Annotated in this window: 17 protein-coding genes; 13 read left to right on the top strand and 4 right to left on the bottom strand. The window is 55.3% G+C overall.

The genetic code is table 11. From position 1 onward, the window contains the following. Positions 1-2: 2 nt before the first annotated feature. From murD to lpxC, 9 genes are all read left to right on the top strand, one after another. Positions 3-1,319, top strand: coding sequence for a UDP-N-acetylmuramoyl-L-alanine--D-glutamate ligase (gene murD / locus AAH450_RS12280; RefSeq protein WP_342910480.1), 1,317 nt, complete (start codon positions 3-5; stop codon positions 1,317-1,319). Further along, complete coding sequence (gene ftsW / locus AAH450_RS12275) at positions 1,319-2,533, top strand: cell division protein FtsW (protein ID WP_342910479.1); 1,215 nt, start codon at positions 1,319-1,321, stop codon at positions 2,531-2,533. The genes murD and ftsW overlap by 1 nt, the downstream gene beginning before the upstream one ends. After that, the gene (gene murG / locus AAH450_RS12270; RefSeq protein ID WP_342910478.1) at positions 2,530-3,588 is read left to right on the top strand and encodes an undecaprenyldiphospho-muramoylpentapeptide beta-N-acetylglucosaminyltransferase; all 1,059 of its coding nucleotides are present in this window, start codon (positions 2,530-2,532) and stop codon (positions 3,586-3,588) included. The genes ftsW and murG overlap by 4 nt, the downstream gene beginning before the upstream one ends. A 69-nt stretch (positions 3,589-3,657) precedes the next feature. After that, positions 3,658-5,133: a UDP-N-acetylmuramate--L-alanine ligase gene (gene murC, locus AAH450_RS12265; protein WP_318788795.1), complete on the top strand. Its 1,476-nt coding sequence runs from the start codon at positions 3,658-3,660 to the stop codon at positions 5,131-5,133. After that, a complete protein-coding gene (locus AAH450_RS12260) occupies positions 5,126-6,046 on the top strand; it encodes a D-alanine--D-alanine ligase (protein ID WP_342910477.1) in 921 nt (306 codons plus the stop codon). The genes murC and AAH450_RS12260 overlap by 8 nt, the downstream gene beginning before the upstream one ends. Position 6,047: 1 nt before the next feature. After that, a complete protein-coding gene (ftsQ, locus tag AAH450_RS12255; protein ID WP_342910476.1) occupies positions 6,048-6,884 on the top strand; it encodes a cell division protein FtsQ in 837 nt (278 codons plus the stop codon). Next, positions 6,884-8,140 carry a cell division protein FtsA gene (gene ftsA / locus AAH450_RS12250; RefSeq protein WP_013200760.1) on the top strand — a complete coding sequence of 419 codons (1,257 nt, stop codon included), beginning with the start codon at positions 6,884-6,886 and terminating at the stop codon, positions 8,138-8,140. The genes ftsQ and ftsA overlap by 1 nt, the downstream gene beginning before the upstream one ends. 71 nt (positions 8,141-8,211) lie before the next feature. Next, positions 8,212-9,369, top strand: a complete 1,158-nt coding sequence (gene ftsZ / locus AAH450_RS12245; protein WP_342910475.1) for a cell division protein FtsZ — start codon at positions 8,212-8,214, stop codon at positions 9,367-9,369. A 101-nt stretch (positions 9,370-9,470) separates the two neighbouring features. Then, entirely contained in the window at positions 9,471-10,388 is a 918-nt protein-coding gene (gene lpxC, locus AAH450_RS12240; RefSeq protein ID WP_306207974.1) for a UDP-3-O-acyl-N-acetylglucosamine deacetylase, read from the top strand. A 7-nt stretch (positions 10,389-10,395) separates the two neighbouring features. Here lpxC and AAH450_RS12235 read toward each other — a convergent pair whose 3' ends face one another. Continuing rightward, complete coding sequence (locus tag AAH450_RS12235) at positions 10,396-10,911, bottom strand: DUF721 domain-containing protein (RefSeq protein WP_342910474.1); 516 nt, start codon at positions 10,909-10,911, stop codon at positions 10,396-10,398. 20 nt (positions 10,912-10,931) lie between these two features. On the opposite strand from AAH450_RS12235, the gene secM reads away from it, so the two are divergent. The 3 genes from secM to mutT all read left to right on the top strand — a co-directional run bounded on the left by secM (position 10,932) and on the right by mutT (position 14,720). After that, the gene (gene secM / locus AAH450_RS12230) at positions 10,932-11,432 is read left to right on the top strand and encodes a secA translation cis-regulator SecM (protein ID WP_342910473.1); all 501 of its coding nucleotides are present in this window, start codon (positions 10,932-10,934) and stop codon (positions 11,430-11,432) included. A gap of 76 nt (positions 11,433-11,508) precedes the next feature. Beyond that, positions 11,509-14,214, top strand: a complete 2,706-nt coding sequence (gene secA / locus AAH450_RS12225) for a preprotein translocase subunit SecA (RefSeq protein ID WP_342910472.1) — start codon at positions 11,509-11,511, stop codon at positions 14,212-14,214. Between the two features lie 110 nt (positions 14,215-14,324). Then, on the top strand, positions 14,325-14,720 hold the full coding sequence (gene mutT / locus AAH450_RS12220) for an 8-oxo-dGTP diphosphatase MutT (RefSeq protein WP_342910471.1): 396 nt from the start codon (positions 14,325-14,327) through the stop codon (positions 14,718-14,720). A 31-nt stretch (positions 14,721-14,751) separates the two neighbouring features. On the opposite strand, the gene yacG is transcribed toward mutT, so the two are convergent. Genes yacG through coaE form a run of 3 tightly spaced genes read right to left on the bottom strand, consistent with a single transcriptional unit; the run spans position 14,752 to position 16,329 of the window. Further along, positions 14,752-14,961, bottom strand: coding sequence for a DNA gyrase inhibitor YacG (yacG, locus tag AAH450_RS12215; protein WP_342910470.1), 210 nt, complete (start codon positions 14,959-14,961; stop codon positions 14,752-14,754). Between the two features lie 11 nt (positions 14,962-14,972). Further along, complete coding sequence (gene zapD, locus AAH450_RS12210; protein WP_342910469.1) at positions 14,973-15,716, bottom strand: cell division protein ZapD; 744 nt, start codon at positions 15,714-15,716, stop codon at positions 14,973-14,975. 4 nt (positions 15,717-15,720) lie between these two features. After that, a complete protein-coding gene (coaE, locus tag AAH450_RS12205; protein WP_342910468.1) occupies positions 15,721-16,329 on the bottom strand; it encodes a dephospho-CoA kinase in 609 nt (202 codons plus the stop codon). A 230-nt stretch (positions 16,330-16,559) separates the two neighbouring features. Between coaE and AAH450_RS12200 the strand changes: the two genes are divergently transcribed. Further along, positions 16,560-17,600 (top strand): GMP reductase, encoded by a 1,041-nt coding sequence (locus AAH450_RS12200; RefSeq protein ID WP_342910467.1) that lies wholly within the window; start codon positions 16,560-16,562, stop codon positions 17,598-17,600. The last annotated feature ends 18 nt before the right edge of the window (positions 17,601-17,618 follow it).

The following is a 17,618-nucleotide window of genomic DNA, read 5'->3' as shown; positions in this document are numbered from 1 at the left end:
GAATGGCTGACTATCAGGGTAAAAAAGTGGTCATCATCGGGTTGGGCCTGACCGGTCTCTCCTGTGTTGAGTTCTTTTTAGCGCGCGGCGTGACGCCTCGCGTGATGGATACCCGTGTCTCTCCGCCAGGCCTGGAGAAGCTGCCAGAGAACGTAGAGCGCTGGACCGGTTCCCTTAATGATGCCTGGCTGCTGGCTGCCGATCTGATTGTTGCCAGTCCGGGTATGGCGCTGGCGCACCCCTCGCTTATGGATGCTGCCGCGGCTGGCGTGGAAATCGTTGGCGATATTGAACTCTTCTGTCGGGAAGCGCAGGCACCCGTTGTGGCCATCACCGGTTCAAACGGCAAGAGCACCGTGACTACTCTGGTAGGTGAAATGGCGAAAGCGGCGGGATGGCAGGTTGGTGTCGGAGGCAATATCGGGCTACCTGCACTGCAACTGCTCGAACAGCCTGCACAACTCTATGTGCTTGAACTCTCCAGCTTCCAGCTGGAAACCACGCACAGCCTGAAAGCGGCAGCTGCCACGGTGCTTAACGTTACCGAAGATCATATGGATCGCTATCCCCTGGGCATGCAGCAGTATCGCGCCGCCAAGCTGCGTGTATATGAGCAGGCCGCGGTTTGCGTGGTGAATGCTGATGATGCACTGACCCTGCCGGTGCGGGGCCAGGATAGCCGTTGCGTCAGCTTTGGTGTGCAAGAGGGGGATTACCATCTCAGCATGCGCTCTGATGAGAGCTGGCTGGCGTTTAAAGGTGAACCCCTGCTGAACACCCGCGAAATGACGCTGGTCGGTCAGCATAACCATACCAACGCCCTGGCGGCGCTGGCACTGGCTGAGGCCGTTGGCCTGCCGCGCGCATCCTGCCTGCAAGCTTTAACTTCATTCAACGGCCTGGCTCACCGCTTCCAGATCGCGCTGGATCGTAACGGCGTGCGTTGGATCAACGACTCCAAAGCCACCAACGTGGGCAGTACTGAAGCCGCCCTGAATGGATTACAGGTGCAGGGCACCTTATGGCTGCTGCTGGGGGGCGACGGCAAGTCTGCTGATTTCAGCCCGCTGGCCCGTTACCTGCAAGGCGACAACGTACGCACTTACTGCTTTGGACGCGATGCGGAAGCCTTAGCTGCGCTCCGTCCTGAGGTTGCTGTTCAGACCGCAACGCTGGCTGAGGCGATGACGCAGATCGCCCGCCAGGTGAAGCCGGGCGATATGGTGCTTCTGTCGCCAGCCTGCGCCAGCCTGGATCAATTTAAAAACTTCGAGCAGCGCGGCGACGCGTTTACTCAACTGGCAAAGGAGCTTGGCTAATGCGTGTTCCTGGTTTAAGCCTGGCCGGCGGCATCACGAATCTTCTGAAAGAGTGGGTCATGGGCCCACGAGAGAGCGACGCCAGCTCCACGGTTCTTTATGATCGCACGCTGCTTTGGCTGACCATTGGTCTGGCGGTGCTGGGATTTGTTATGGTGACCTCCGCCTCAATGCCGGTAGGGCAGCGACTGTCGGACGATCCCTTCTATTTCGCCAAGCGTGACGCCTTCTATATTGTGCTGGCGCTGGGTATGGCGCTGGTCACTCTGCGGATCCCGATGGCGTTCTGGCAGCGCTACAGCAATATCATGCTGATGGTGACGATACTGATGCTGCTGGTGGTGCTGGTGGTGGGCAGTTCGGTAAACGGTGCTTCGCGCTGGATTGCTTTAGGGCCTTTGCGTATTCAGCCGGCAGAACTGTCAAAGCTGTCGCTGTTCTGCTACCTCGCCAGCTATCTGGTGCGCAAGGTAGAAGAGGTGCGTAACAACTTCTGGGGCTTCTGTAAGCCAATGGGCGTGATGGTAGTGCTGGCCGTACTGCTGCTGGCTCAGCCGGATCTCGGCACCGTGGTAGTGCTGTTTGTCACCACGCTGGCGATGCTGTTCCTGGCGGGTGCCAAGCTCTGGCAGTTCCTGGCCATTATCGGCTCCGGGATCTTTGCCGTCTGCCTGCTGATTGTGGCTGAACCCTATCGTATGCGCCGCGTAACGTCGTTCTGGAATCCGTGGGAAGATCCCTTCGGCAGCGGTTATCAGCTGACCCAGTCGCTGATGGCCTTTGGACGAGGCGAATTCTGGGGCCAGGGCCTCGGCAATTCCGTGCAGAAACTGGAGTATTTACCGGAAGCGCACACCGACTTTATCTTCTCGATTATCGGGGAAGAACTGGGTTATATCGGTGTGGTTTTAGCCCTGTTAATGGTATTCTTCGTCGCTTTTCGCGCGATGTCCATTGGCCGTCGTGCGCTTGAGCTTGACCAGCGTTTTGCCGGCTTTCTGGGTTGCTCTATCGGCGTCTGGTTCAGCTTCCAGGCGCTGGTAAACGTCGGCGCGGCTGCGGGTATGCTGCCCACCAAAGGGCTGACGCTGCCGCTGATTAGTTACGGCGGCTCCAGCCTGATTATTATGTCGACAGCTATCGTGTTTTTGTTACGAATTGATTATGAAACGCGCCTGGCGAAAGCACAGGCCTTTACGCGAGGTAGTCGATGACAGGGAAGCGACTGATGGTGATGGCTGGCGGAACCGGTGGACACGTTTTCCCCGGACTGGCGGTTGCGCACCATCTGATGGCGCAGGGCTGGCAGGTTCGCTGGCTCGGTACCGCAGACCGGATGGAAGCTGACCTGGTGCCGAAGCATGGCATTGAAATCGATTTCATTCGTATCAGCGGCCTGCGCGGCAAAGGGCTGAAAGCCCAGCTTAGCGCGCCGCTGCGCATTTTTAATGCGGTGCGCCAGGCCAGAGCGATTATGAAAGCGTATAAGCCGGATGTGGTATTAGGTATGGGCGGCTACGTTTCCGGCCCCGGCGGGTTGGCAGCCTGGAGCTGCGGCATCCCGGTGGTGCTGCATGAACAGAATGGCATTGCTGGTTTAACCAATAAGTGGCTGGCAAAAATTGCTAAAAAAGTGATGCAGGCGTTTCCGGGTGCTTTCCCTGATGCAGAAGTAGTGGGGAACCCGGTTCGCACTGATGTGCTGGCGCTGCCGCTTCCTGAAGCGCGCCTGGCTGACCGTAGCGGCCCGGTTCGCGTGCTGATTATTGGCGGCAGCCAGGGCGCGCGCGTGCTTAATCAGACGATGCCGCAGGTCGCAGCAAAATTGGGTAATGCGGTCTCCCTCTGGCATCAGGTAGGGAAGGGCGCACTGGCTGAGGTCAATCAGGCGTATCAGCAGGTTAACCAGACGCAGCATAAGGTCACCGAATTTATCGATGACATGGCTGCGGCTTATGCCTGGGCTGACGTGGTGGTGTGCCGATCCGGCGCGCTGACCGTGAGCGAAGTGGCCGCCGCAGGCCTTCCGGCAATCTTTGTGCCGTTCCAGCATAAAGATCGTCAGCAGTACTGGAATGCGTTGCCGCTGGAGCAGGCGGGCGCCGCCAAAATTTATGAACAGCCGCAGTTTACTGCGGAGGTAGTGGCAGAGACGCTGGCTCACTGGGATCGTCCGACTTTGCTGCAAATGGCAGCCAAAGCCCGTGCCGTAGCGATCCCTGACGCGACCGAAAGGGTCGCACTGGAAGTCAGCAAGGCTGCGCTTTAACTGAGAATTTACGGGACGACAAAGTTCGGCCCGCAACCCGGCACCCACAGGTGCTGACAGGCAGAAGAGATGAATACACAACAACTGGCAAAACTGCGTTCTATCGTGCCCGAGATGCGTCGCGTCCGGCACATTCACTTTGTTGGCATCGGTGGTGCCGGCATGGGCGGTATTGCCGAAGTGTTGGCTAACGAAGGGTATGAAATCAGCGGTTCAGATCTGGCCCCTAACGCAGTGACCCAGCATCTGAGCAAGCTTGGCGCAACCATCTATTTTAATCATCGCGCTGAAAACGTCAGCAATGCCAGCGTGGTGGTGGTTTCTACCGCTGTTTCTCAGGATAACCCGGAGATTATTGCCGCGCGTGAAGCACGCATTCCGGTTATTCGCCGTGCAGAGATGCTGGCCGAGCTGATGCGTTTCCGCCACGGCATCGCCGTTGCTGGTACGCACGGCAAAACAACTACCACGGCGATGGTCTCCAGTATTTATGCTGAAGGCGGACTGGATCCGACTTTTGTGAACGGTGGACTGGTCAAGGCAGCGGGCACGCACGCGCGCCTGGGCAGCAGCCGCTATCTGATCGCTGAAGCAGATGAGAGCGATGCCTCCTTCCTGCACCTTCAGCCGATGGTGGCGATTGTCACCAATATTGAAGCTGACCACATGGACACCTATCAGGGCGACTTTGAGAACCTGAAGCAGACGTTCATCAACTTCCTGCATAACCTGCCGTTTTATGGCCGTGCGGTGCTCTGCGTTGATGATGCGGTTATCCGGGATTTGATCCCGCGCGTGGGTCGGCAGATAACCACCTATGGCTTCAGTGAAGACGCGGACGTGCGCATTGCAAGCTATGAGCAGTATGGCGCTCAGGGGCATTTCACCCTGGCCCGCCATGACAAGCCGCTGATGCGCGTTACCCTGAATGCGCCAGGCCGTCATAACGCGCTGAACGCGGCGGCTGCGGTGGCGGTGGCCACTGAAGAAGGCATTGAGGATGAAGAGATCCTCAGCGCGCTGGAAAGCTTCCAGGGAACGGGCCGTCGCTTTGATTTCCTCGGCGAATACCCGATTCAGGATGTGAACGGTAAGCCAGGCACCGCAATGCTGGTGGATGATTACGGTCACCATCCTACAGAGGTTGATGTGACTATCCAGGCTGCACGAGCGGGCTGGCCGGACAAGCAGCTGGTGATGATTTTCCAGCCGCATCGCTATACCCGTACCCGTGATTTATATGACGATTTTGCCAATGTGCTGTCTCAGGTAGATGTCCTGCTGATGCTGGATGTCTATTCCGCCGGAGAGACGCCGATTCCGGGCGCGGACAGCCGCTCGCTTTGCCGCACCATTCGGGGACGTGGCAAGGTAGATCCTATTCTGGTTTCCGACCACGAGACCGTGCTGGATATGCTGGCACCTAAGCTCTCCGGCAACGATTTAATCCTGGTCCAGGGGGCCGGCAACGTCGGACGCATTGCCCGTACGCTGTCAGAACTTAAGTTACAACCGCAGACGAAAGAAGGGGAACATCATGGCTGAGAAAGTAGCGGTATTGCTGGGTGGCACCTCTGCGGAGCGCGAAGTGTCGCTGATGTCGGGAAAAGCGGTGCTGGCTGGGCTGATTGAAGCCGGTATTGATGCACATGCTGTTGATATCCGTGATTTCCCGGTCATGCGCCTGAAAGAAGAGGGCTTTGAAAAGGCCTTTATCGCGCTGCATGGCCGTGGCGGCGAAGACGGTACGCTACAGGGCGTCTTAGAGTTCCTGAATATCCCTTACACCGGCAGTGGCGTTATGGCCTCCGCCATCACTATGGACAAACTGCGCACCAAACTGCTCTGGCAGGGGTGTGGGCTGCCCATCGCCCCTTATGTGGCTATTGGCCGTCAGGAGATGGATGCCGGACTCAGTGCGGAAACCGAAGCGAAAATCGCTGCGCTTGGATTACCGCTCTTTGTTAAACCGAGCAGCGAAGGTTCCAGCGTAGGGATCAGTCGGGTTAACCAGGCTGACTCGCTTCAGGCCGCGCTGACCGAAGCTTTCCGCCATGACGATGAAGTGCTGGTGGAGGCCTTTTTAAGCGGGCCTGAATATACCGTAGCGGTGGTTGGCGACGAAATATTGCCTTCAATACGAATAAATACGGTTTCTGAGTTCTATGACTATGAAGCAAAATATTTTTCTGACGATACTGAGTACTTCTGTCCAAGCGGATTATCTGCTGAACAGGAAGCAGAACTCAGCAGAATCGTCATTAAAGCCTGGCGCGCCTTAGGTTGCAGCGGCTGGGGGCGTGTAGACGTCATGATGGGCGGAGATGGCCAGTTTTATCTGCTGGAGGTGAACACCTCGCCAGGAATGACCGGCCACAGTCTGGTTCCGATGGCTGGAAAGCAAGCTGGCATGAGCTTCTCTCAGCTGGTGGCGCGCATTCTGGAGCTGGCCGACTGATATGTCCCAGGCCGCTCTGAATGTCCGAAACCGTGAAGCGCAGGAAAAAGCGCGATCCGGGCGCAGTAATGGTACACGGCTGGCGGGTATCCTCTTTTTGTCGATGGTACTGGGCGTCATGATAGCCGGTGGCTTTGTGGTGGTGAAGTGGATGGATGATGCTTCCCGTCAGCCGCTCTCACGACTGGTGGTGACCGGGCAGACGCACTACACCACTAACGATGATATTCGTCAGGCAATTTTATCGCTCGGCGCGCCGGGTACCTTTATGTCGCAGGATGTGGACATTATACAACAGCAGATTGAACGTCTGCCGTGGATCCAGCAGGTAAGCGTCCGTAAACAGTGGCCAGACGAGTTAAAGATCCATCTGGTTGAGTATGTGCCCGTGGCGCGCTGGAATGACCTGCATATGGTTGATGCCGACGGTAAGTCGTTCACGGTGCCAGCCAGCCACATCGGCAAGGAAGAGATGCCGATGCTCTATGGGCCTGAGGGCAGCGAGACAGAAGTGCTGACCGGTTATCACCAGATGAGGGATCTGCTGGCGGCGAGTAAATTTAAATTGAAGGTGGCGTCGATGACCGCACGGCGGTCGTGGCAACTGGTGTTGAGCGATGATGTCCGGCTGGAGCTGGGACGCAACGAAGATATGAAACGGCTAAAACGTTTCATTCAGCTCTATCCTACGCTACAGCAACAGGCACAGGCAGAAAACAAGCGTATCAGTTACGTGGATCTGCGCTATGACTCTGGCGCGGCAGTAGGATGGGCACCGGCAGAAATCAAGACCCCCGACAGTAATCAGCAACAGAATCAGGCACAGGTTAAACAATAATGATCAAGTCGACGGACAGAAAACTGGTAGTTGGACTCGAGATTGGCACCGCAAAGGTCGCCGCATTGGTAGGTGAAATTCTGCCCGATGGCATGGTCAATATCATTGGTGTAGGCAGCTGTCCGTCCCGTGGAATGGATAAAGGCGGCGTGAACGATCTGGAGTCGGTGGTGAAGTGCGTTCAGCGCGCCATCGACCAGGCAGAGCTGATGGCTGACTGCCAGATTTCCTCGGTTTACCTTGCATTATCGGGCAAACACATCAGCTGCCAGAACGAAATAGGGATGGTTCCTATTTCCGAAGAGGAAGTGACGCAGGAAGATGTGGAGAATGTGGTTCATACCGCCAAATCCGTCCGTGTTCGTGATGAGCACCGGATCCTCCACGTTATCCCGCAAGAATATGCGATCGACTATCAGGAAGGGATCAAAAACCCGGTCGGCTTGTCCGGCGTGCGGATGCAGGCAAAAGTGCATTTGATCACCTGTCACAATGATATGGCGAAAAACATCGTAAAAGCTGTTGAACGATGTGGCCTGAAAGTTGACCAACTGATTTTCGCCGGTCTGGCTTCCAGTTTTGCGGTGCTGACCGAAGATGAACGTGAGCTGGGCGTCTGCGTGGTGGATGTGGGCGGCGGCACGATGGATATCGCGGTCTATACCGGTGGCGCGCTGCGTCACACCAAAGTGATCCCCTATGCAGGGAACGTGGTCACCAGCGATATTGCGTACGCATTTGGTACGCCGCCGACCGATGCTGAAGCGATTAAAGTCCGTCACGGCTGCGCGTTGGGTTCTATCGTGGGCAAAGACGAAAACGTGGAAGTGCCAAGCGTGGGTGGGCGTCCACCGCGCAGTCTGCAACGGCAGACCCTGGCAGAGGTGATTGAGCCTCGTTACACCGAGCTGTTGAATCTGGTCAACGACGAGATCCTACAGTTGCAGGAGCAGCTTCGCCAGCAGGGCGTTAAGCACCATCTTGCGGCAGGCATTGTACTGACCGGCGGTGCGGCACAGATTGAAGGTTTAGCGGCTTGCGCCCAGCGCGTGTTCCATACCCAGGTGCGTATTGGACAGCCGCTGAACATCACAGGACTAACGGATTACGCGCAGGAGCCTTACTACTCAACGGCGGTAGGCTTGCTGCACTACGGAAAAGAGTCTCATCTTAACGGTGAGGCGGATGTAGAAAAAAGAGCCTCAGTGGGCAACTGGTTCAAACGAATCAACAGCTGGCTGAGAAAAGAGTTTTAATTTAGAGAAAAGGGGATCATGCTAGAGTTATTTATGATCTCCAGGCGACAGGCACATAACGGAGAGAAATTATGTTTGAACCAATGGAATTAACCAATGACGCGGTGATTAAAGTCATCGGCGTCGGCGGCGGCGGCGGTAACGCCGTAGAGCATATGGTGCGCGAACGCATCGAAGGCGTAGAGTTTTTCGCGGTAAATACTGACGCTCAGGCGTTGCGTAAAACGGCCGTGGGTCAGACTATCCAGATCGGTAACGGTATCACCAAAGGTCTGGGTGCGGGTGCAAACCCGGAAGTGGGCCGTAACTCTGCTGAAGAAGATCGTGAAGCACTGCGTCAGGCACTGGAAGGTGCAGACATGGTGTTTATCGCTGCCGGTATGGGCGGTGGTACCGGAACCGGTGCTGCGCCAGTGGTAGCTGAAGTGGCCAAAGAATTGGGTATCCTGACGGTTGCCGTGGTGACCAAGCCTTTCAATTTTGAAGGCAAAAAGCGCATGGCGTTTGCCGAGCAGGGTATTGCTGAGCTTTCCAAGCATGTCGATTCTCTGATTACTATTCCCAACGACAAGCTGCTGAAAGTGCTCGGCCGTGGCATCTCTCTGTTGGACGCATTTGGCGCGGCTAACGACGTGCTGAAAGGCGCGGTGCAGGGTATTGCCGAGCTGATTACCCGTCCTGGCCTGATGAACGTCGACTTTGCTGACGTGCGCACCGTGATGTCCGAAATGGGCTACGCGATGATGGGTTCAGGCGTGGCTTGCGGTGAAGACCGTGCAGAAGAAGCGGCTGAAATGGCTATCTCCAGCCCGCTGCTGGAAGATATCGATCTTTCTGGCGCGCGTGGTGTGCTGGTTAACATCACCGCTGGTTTCGACCTGCGTCTGGATGAGTTCGAAACGGTTGGTAACACCATCCGTGCCTTCGCTTCTGACAATGCTACCGTGGTTATCGGTACCTCGCTGGATCCAGAAATGAATGACGAACTGCGTGTGACCGTGGTTGCTACCGGTATTGGCATGGACAAACGTCCAGAGATTACGCTGGTGACCAACAAGCAGCAGCAGACTCAGCCAGTGATGGATCATCGTTATCAGCAGCACGGTATGGCGCCGCTGCCACAGGAACAGAAACCTGCGGCAAAAGTGGTCAACGATCCGAGCGCGCCAACCAACAAAGAGCCTGATTATCTGGATATTCCGGCCTTCCTGCGTAAGCAGGCGGATTAAGAATATCCTGAGAATTGGGATTCTCCGCTCTTTGTGCTAAAGTCTTCGCCCGTCAGTAAGTTATACTGGCGGTCGGATGAGTAATTTTGCGAGATAATACGATGATCAAACAACGGACATTAAAACGTATTGTTCAGGCGACTGGTGTCGGTTTGCATACCGGCAAAAAAGTCACGCTTACGTTACGCCCTGCTGCGGCTAATACCGGGGTCATCTATCGTCGCACTGACTTGAATCCACCGGTTGATTTCCCGGCTGATGCCAAATCCGTGCGTGATACCATGCTCTGTACTTGCCTGGTTAATGAGCATGACGTGCGTATTTCGACAGTCGAACACCTGAACGCCGCTTTAGCGGGTCTGGGCATTGATAACATTGTGGTGGAAGTGAACGCGCCTGAAATTCCTATTATGGATGGCAGCGCTGCCCCCTTTGTCTATCTGCTGATGGACGCGGGTATCGAAGAACTGAATTCGGCGAAAAAGTTTGTCCGCATCAAACAGCCAGTCCGGGTTGAAGATGGCGACAAATGGGCAGAATTCCGTCCGCATAATGGTTTTACGTTAGATTTCACCATCGACTTTAACCATCCTGCAATCGACGCCAGCTCACAGCGCTACAGCATGGATTTCTCTGCTGAAGCTTTCGCCCGTCAGATCAGCCGCGCCCGTACTTTCGGCTTTATGCGTGATATCGAAGCATTGCAGTCCCGTGGCCTCTGCCTGGGCGGCAGCTTTGATTGTGCCATCGTGGTAGATGATTACCGCGTTCTTAACGAAGATGGCTTGCGTTTTGAAGACGAATTCGTGCGTCACAAAATGCTGGACGCAATTGGCGATCTGTTTATGTGTGGCCATAACATCATTGGTGCATTTACTGCATTCAAGTCTGGCCATGCGTTAAACAACAAGCTGCTGCAAGCGGTGTTGGCTAAGCAGGAAGCCTGGGAATGGGCAACGTTTGAAGACGAAGCCGAGCTGCCGGTGACCTTCAGGGCGCCTAATCTGGTTCTGGCATAAGTCAGAACTACTTATTACGACTGGTTGAGCTGGTACTCTCTCCGGCCAGTGAGGCCAGTTGTTCTATTATCCTCTTCAGTTTTTCAGGGCTTCGGCTCGCCACACTTCGCAATATTTCCGCACTCTGTTCGCTCAACTGACGCCCTGGCACATTTTCTTCCGCTGCCGACTGACTGCCGCTTTTTTGCACGCTTTCCTGCGCTTTTGCAGCCAGTGAAGGATTTATGGTGATGTCGATCGCCGTCAATGATGGTAATATTTGCGCTCGTAAAGCTGACAGCAGGCTGGATTGTTCGTAGCGTAAGCGCATCATCCAACTGGCATTAGCGGTTTCGAGCACCAGAATGCCCTGGCGGAAATTCGCCACACGGCACCAGGGATGCATCTGAGCAGGAAGTATGCCCTGCACGGCGCGGTTAAGCTTATTAAGCGCAATTGCGCGCTGCTGAATAGTTTGCAGCACGCCCTGGCCTTCGGTGGTTTCGAATAAATTTTCAATTGATTGCGGGCGACTATCACGCATAGCAGGCTCCGGCGGAAACAGTGATCGGTATTTTAAATCGTTGGCGACAATTTGGCAGACGTTATTTCTGGCCGCATCTCCTGTTGGGGATGGTCGCGGCCGGGCTTGGCCTGCCTCACGCTGCCAGCGAGAGAACAACTTTACCAGAAACCGCCTCCAGAAGTCTGAATATCAGCAGCGTGGCGCGCTTCGACAGCCTGGCGCTGCTGCATGAAAGCGTCCGTCGCCCTAATTTCAACGTGGATTACTGGCATCAGCACGCCATCCGCACCGTTATTCGCCATCTCTCCTTCACGCTGACACCAGCAAGACAGCCCACCGCCGAACGGGTTATCCCGCTTGAAGTGCAAAAGCTGGCGCTGCTGGACACGCTGAACGCGCTGTTGACCCATGAAGCCAGGCCACCGACGATCATTCGTCAGACCGCCGGGCGCCAGGTTGCAGCAAAAACGCAGTATCAGACAGGCCTCTGGCTGGCTCAGGTTCAGGGCATTCGTGCCGGGCCGGGCGCTCTCGCATAACGTTACGTTCAGTTAACCCCTTCGAAAAACAGAGTGCTTCACCCCATCAGGTGGTGGCCGAGAGAATTTATTTACTATGTTAATCAAATTATTAACCAAAGTTTTTGGTAGCAGTAACGACCGTACCCTGCGCCGTATGCGCAAAACTGTGGATCAGATCAACAAGATGGAACCCGATTTCGAGAAGCTTTCTGATGATGAGCTGAAAGCGAAAACGGGTGAGTTCCGTGCACGTCTGGAAAAGGGCGAAGAGCTGGAAAACCTGATCCCGGAAGCGTTTGCGACCGTGCGTGAAGCCAGTAAGCGCGTGTTTGGTATGCGTCACTTTGATGTGCAGCTGCTGGGCGGTATGGTGCTGAATAACCGCTGTATCGCAGAGATGCGTACCGGTGAGGGTAAAACCCTGACGGCAACGCTGCCAGCCTACCTGAATGCGCTGAGCGGCAAAGGTGTTCACGTGGTCACGGTGAATGACTATCTGGCACAGCGTGATGCTGAAAACAACCGTGCGTTATTCGAATTCCTCGGCCTGAGCATCGGTATCAACCTGCCAGGTATGCCGGCTCCCGCCAAGCGCGAAGCCTATGCTGCTGATATCACCTACGGTACCAACAACGAATATGGTTTTGACTATCTGCGCGACAACATGGCGTTCAGCCCGGAAGACCGCGTACAGCGTAAGCTGAACTATGCGCTGGTGGATGAGGTTGACTCCATCCTGATCGATGAGGCCCGTACGCCGCTGATTATTTCCGGTCCGGCGGAAGACAGCTCTGAACTCTATATTCGCGTGAATAAAATCATTCCAAACCTGATCCGTCAGGAAAAAGAAGATTCAGATTCCTTCCAGGGCGAAGGTCACTTCTCCGTGGATGAGAAAGCGCGCCAGGTTCACCTGACCGAGCGTGGTCTGGTTGCCATTGAAGAGCTGATGGTTAGCGAAGGAATCATGGAAGAGGGCGAGTCTCTCTACTCGCCGGGTAACATCATGATGATGCACCACGTCACCGCCGCGCTGCGTGCTCACGTCCTGTTTACCCGCGACGTGGACTACATCGTGAAAGATGGTGAAGTGATTATCGTGGATGAACACACCGGGCGTACCATGTCGGGCCGTCGCTGGTCCGATGGCCTGCACCAGGCTATTGAAGCCAAAGAGGGCGTGGAAATCCAGAATGAGAACCAGACGCTGGCGTCCATTACCTTCCAGAACTACTTCCGTCTCTACGACAAACTGGCCGGGATGACCGGTACGGCAGATACCGAAGCCTTTGAATTCAGCTCTATCTACAAGCTGGAAACCATTGTGGTGCCTACCAACCGTCCGATGGTGCGTAAAGATCTGGCGGATCTGGTTTACATGACCGAAAAAGAGAAGATCGACGCGATCATCGAAGATATCCGTGAGCGTACCGCCAACGGGCAGCCGGTGCTGGTGGGGACTATCTCCATTGAGAAATCAGAAGTGGTTTCCGCGGAGCTGACGCGTGCAGGTATCAAGCATGAAGTGCTGAACGCCAAGTTCCACGCCCGCGAGGCAGACATTGTTGCGCAGGCGGGGCAGCCAGGTGCAGTCACCATCGCCACCAACATGGCGGGTCGTGGTACGGATATCGTGCTGGGCGGCAGCTGGCAGGCAGAAATTGCCGCGCTGGAAGCGCCAACCCCTGAACAGATTGAAGAGATCAAAAGCGCCTGGAAAATCCGTCACGATGCCGTGCTGGCATCCGGTGGCCTGCACATTATCGGTACTGAGCGCCATGAATCGCGCCGTATCGATAACCAGTTGCGTGGCCGTTCAGGTCGTCAGGGCGATAACGGTTCTTCCCGCTTCTATCTGTCGATGGAAGATGCGCTGATGCGTATCTTTGCCTCGGATCGCGTCTCTAACATGATGCGTAAACTGGGCATGAAGCCTGGCGAAGCGATTGAACACCCGTGGGTGACCAAAGCGATTGCTAACGCACAGCGTAAAGTAGAGAGCCGTAACTTCGATATTCGTAAGCAGCTGCTGGAGTACGATGACGTTGCTAACGACCAGCGCCGTGCTATCTACAGCCAGCGTAACGAACTGCTGGATGTTTCTGACGTGTCTGAAACTATCAACAGCATCCGTGACGATGTCTTCAAAACCACTATCGATACCTATATTCCACCGCAGTCACTGGAAGAGATGTGGGATGTGGCTGGTCTGGAAGAGCGCCTGAAAAACGATTTCGATCTCGATATGCCGGTGAAAGAGTGGCTGGACAAAGAGCCAGAGCTGCATGAAGAGACGCTGCGTGAACGCATTATGGAGCAGGCGAAAGAGCAGTATCATCGCAAAGAGGAAGTGGTCGGCGTTGAGATGATGCGCAACTTCGAAAAAGGGGTAATGCTGCAAACGCTGGACTCGCTGTGGAAAGAGCATCTGGCTGCGATGGATTACCTGCGTCAGGGTATTCATCTGCGTGGTTATGCGCAGAAAGATCCTAAACAGGAATACAAGCGTGAATCCTTCGCCATGTTTGCTGCCATGCTGGAATCCCTGAAGTACGAAGTGATCAGCACCCTGTGCAAAGTGCAGGTACGTATGCCGGAAGAAGTGGAAGCGATGGAAGAGCAGCGCCGTGAAGAGGCAGAGCGCCTTGCGCAGCAGCAGCAGCTGAGCCATGTGGATACGGACACTGAAGCGGCAATAGATCTCGCCGAAGCCACGGGTGAACGTAAAGTGGGCCGTAACGATCCCTGCCCTTGTGGATCAGGTAAGAAATTCAAGCAGTGCCATGGCCGCCTCGCTTAACGGCAGGTGAGTCAACAAGGGCTGGAGCTTCTCTCCAGCCCTTTTTTATTGCCATTCCGGTATAACGCTGGAATAGTGGCGGGGTGTTAAGTTTCTCAGAGTGAAAGGCAATGAAGCATCTGCAAGTGGCGGTCGGCATTATCCGCGATCGGCAACACAATATTTTTCTCGCACGGCGTTCGGCCAGTTCGCATATGGCGAATATGTGGGAGTTCCCTGGCGGCAAAATAGAGCCGGGTGAAACGCCGGAAGAGGCGTTGAAACGCGAATTACAGGAAGAAACCGGTATTGAGGTTGAGCATGCCACGGCTTATGGCCAGGGGGAGCATGCAGACAGCAACTTTCGCGTTACGCTGCACTTCTTTATTGTCGATCGCTGGCAGGGTGAACCCTGGGGCCGTGAAGGACAGCCCCAGCGCTGGGTGGCGCAGCGGGAACTGGTGGCGGAGGAATTTCCTCCTGCCAACGCCAGCATCGTTCTGAAACTGTTAGCAGAAGTACAGTAACACTTCTCCCGCCCGGCCGGGCGGGAACGCTTTAATCGCGGTGCGGATCCTGCTCGCTCCACTCATCGCTCTCTGAAAGATCGCCGCTGCTGGCGATACGTTTCTCTTCCGCCGCCCATTCACCTAAATCAATCAGCTGGCAGCGCTTACTGCAAAACGGGCGCCACGGGCTGAGTTCATCCCAAATCACCTCTTTCGAGCAGGTGGGGCAGTTAACAACCATCACATCATCTTTATTCATAAAGCAGACCCTTAACAGCAGGCAAGTTCAAAATCCAGGCGTGCCGGTACTTCGCCGCGTTCGCTGTCTAACGGCAGAAAGCGAATCGCATAGCGGCTCTTGTGACCGGAAACCTGTGGATAGAGCGAGTCCTCCAGCGACAGTTGAAGACGCAGCAGTTCAGCGCCTTCAGCGTTATCCTGGAAGAAACCGTTCAGGCTGGTTTGCATACGGAACTCCCCGGACTGACGGATCAAATCCAGCAGCAGGGTAAGCGCTTCTTTGATCGGCGTTAGCGAATCCATCCAGACGGCGACCTGCGCATCACGCAGTGATTGCTCAATATGCAGCCAGATATGCAGCGTAGGCAGGTCGAAGCTGCAACAGCCGCCGGGAATGCTCAGGCGCTGACGCACCAGCCCGATCAGACGCTCTTCACGCATCAGCTGGCCCATTCTTGGCGCAGCCATCAGGTTGGTGGAGCAGGCTTTGAGTTTGTCACGCAACGCAGCGATCAACTCCATATCTACTCCAGGGATTTCCGCCCAGGCGCGAAGTTTCTGCTGCTGTTTTTCCAGCTCTTTTACAATTTCAGTGCGCAACTCACCGCGTTCAAAGACATCCAGCAGTTCCGCTGCGTTGCGGAAGAACGTTAACGCACCAAGATGGTCGGTAATCGTTTTGCTGCTCTCTAACTGATTGGTTAAAAATTCAATTCGTAGCCATGTCCGCATCTTTTCATTCAGCGGATATTCAAATAATACGGTTGTGCTCATACTTTTAATCCTGGTGAGTTGCCCCTGCCAGCTGGCGGTAATACTGGTCAAGTTGGGCAACGCGCGCGGCCACCGAATCGGGTGACCCGCCGTTATCAATAATGTCGTCCGCCACGGCAAGGCGCTGCTCGCGCGTTGCCTGAGCGGCCAGAATATGTTCTGCCTGTTCGCGGCTGATACCATCCCTGGCAGCGGTGCGTCTTAGCTGGGTCTCGCGATCCACATCGACGACCAGCACCCGGTTAGCCAGATGCTGAAGATTATTTTCCACCAACAGCGGCACTACCCATAAGCACCAGACGGAGTGGGTTTGTGCAAGCTGGCGGCGTGTTTCTGCCTGAATAAGCGGATGCAGAAGCGCATTGAGCCAGGCTTTGTCTTCCGCCGAGGTAAAAATACGCTGACGCAGCGCTTTACGATCGAGGCTGCCATCTACGATGACTTCCTGGCCAAACCTGGATTCAATAGCCGCTAATGCAGGCTGGCCTGGCGCAACGACCTGGCGGGCTATTACGTCAGCATCGACCAGGTCTATGCCCCGGTCAGCAAAAGCGTTGGCGATGGTGGTTTTTCCGCTGCCGATGCCACCGGTCAGCGCAACAGTATAGCGCATAAGCCTCTTTTCTCGTGGCTCTGATGTCAGTGCGGTTGGTAGCAAACGATTAGCAGCAACGTGTGTAAAAATGAGGCACAGTTCACAAGAGCGAATAGCAGATACAGTCAGCAGAGTGTAGCGTAAAAAAACCTGAATTCGCACCCTTGTCGGCGCGAATTTAGTGCGTATGATAGCGTCACTGGAGCTGGCTACTGCTGACTATTGCGCCATCAACCAGGAAATCTATCATGCGTATTGAAGAAGATATTAAGTTAGGCTTTAAAGACGTCCTCATTCGGCCAAAGCGTTCCACGCTGAAAAGCCGTTCTCAGGTTGAACTCACCCGCCATTTCACCTTTAAACACTCTGGTGTTGCCTGGTCCGGCGTGCCGATCATTGCCGCCAATATGGATACCGTGGGCACCTTCACCATGGCAGAGGCGCTGGCATCATTTGACGTGCTCACCGCCGTGCACAAACATTACAGCGTTGAGCAATGGCAGCAGTTTGTCTCCCGCGTGCCGGAAAATGTGCTGCAACATGTCATGGTCTCCACCGGCACCTCAGAGGCCGACTTCGTCAAAATGAAGCAAATTCTGGCGCTCTCGCCTGCGCTGAACTTTATCTGTATCGATGTGGCGAACGGCTACTCCGAGCATTTTGTTGAGTTTCTCAAGCGTGCGCGTGAAGCCTGTCCGGGCAAAACCATCTGTGCCGGGAATGTGGTTACTGGCGAAATGGTCGAGGAGCTTATTCTCTCCGGCGCGGACATCGTTAAGGTCGGGATCGGACCAGGTTCGGTCTGCACCACGCGCGTAAAAACGGGCGTAGGGTATCCTCAGCTTTCTGCGGTGATTGAGTGCGCAGATGCGGCTCACGGTTTAGGCGGACAGATTGTCAGCGACGGCGGCTGTTCTGTCCCTGGCGATGTGGCTAAGGCGTTTGGCGGCGGAGCGGACTTTGTGATGCTGGGCGGCATGCTGGCTGCACACGATGAGTGTGAAGGCACCGTGGTAGAGGAGCAGGGTGAACAGTTTATGCTGTTCTACGGCATGAGTTCAGAGTCTGCGATGAAGCGGCACGTTGGCGGCGTGGCGGATTACCGGGCCGCTGAGGGTAAGACGGTTAAGCTTCCTGTTCGGGGGCCGGTGGAGTTCACCGCAAAAGATATTCTGGGTGGCTTACGCTCGGCCTGCACCTACGTAGGTGCCGAGCGCTTGAAAGAGCTGACCAAGCGCACCACGTTTATCCGTGTGGCGGAGCAGGAAAACCGCGTATTTAACCGCTAATCCCCTTACATGCCTGGC

The organism is Erwinia magellanica (assembly GCF_039023495.1).
Classification (GTDB): Bacteria; Pseudomonadota; Gammaproteobacteria; order Enterobacterales; family Enterobacteriaceae; genus Erwinia.
The sequence above is the reverse complement of the archived record's forward strand: the minus strand, read 5'-3'. Positions and strand labels throughout refer to the sequence as shown.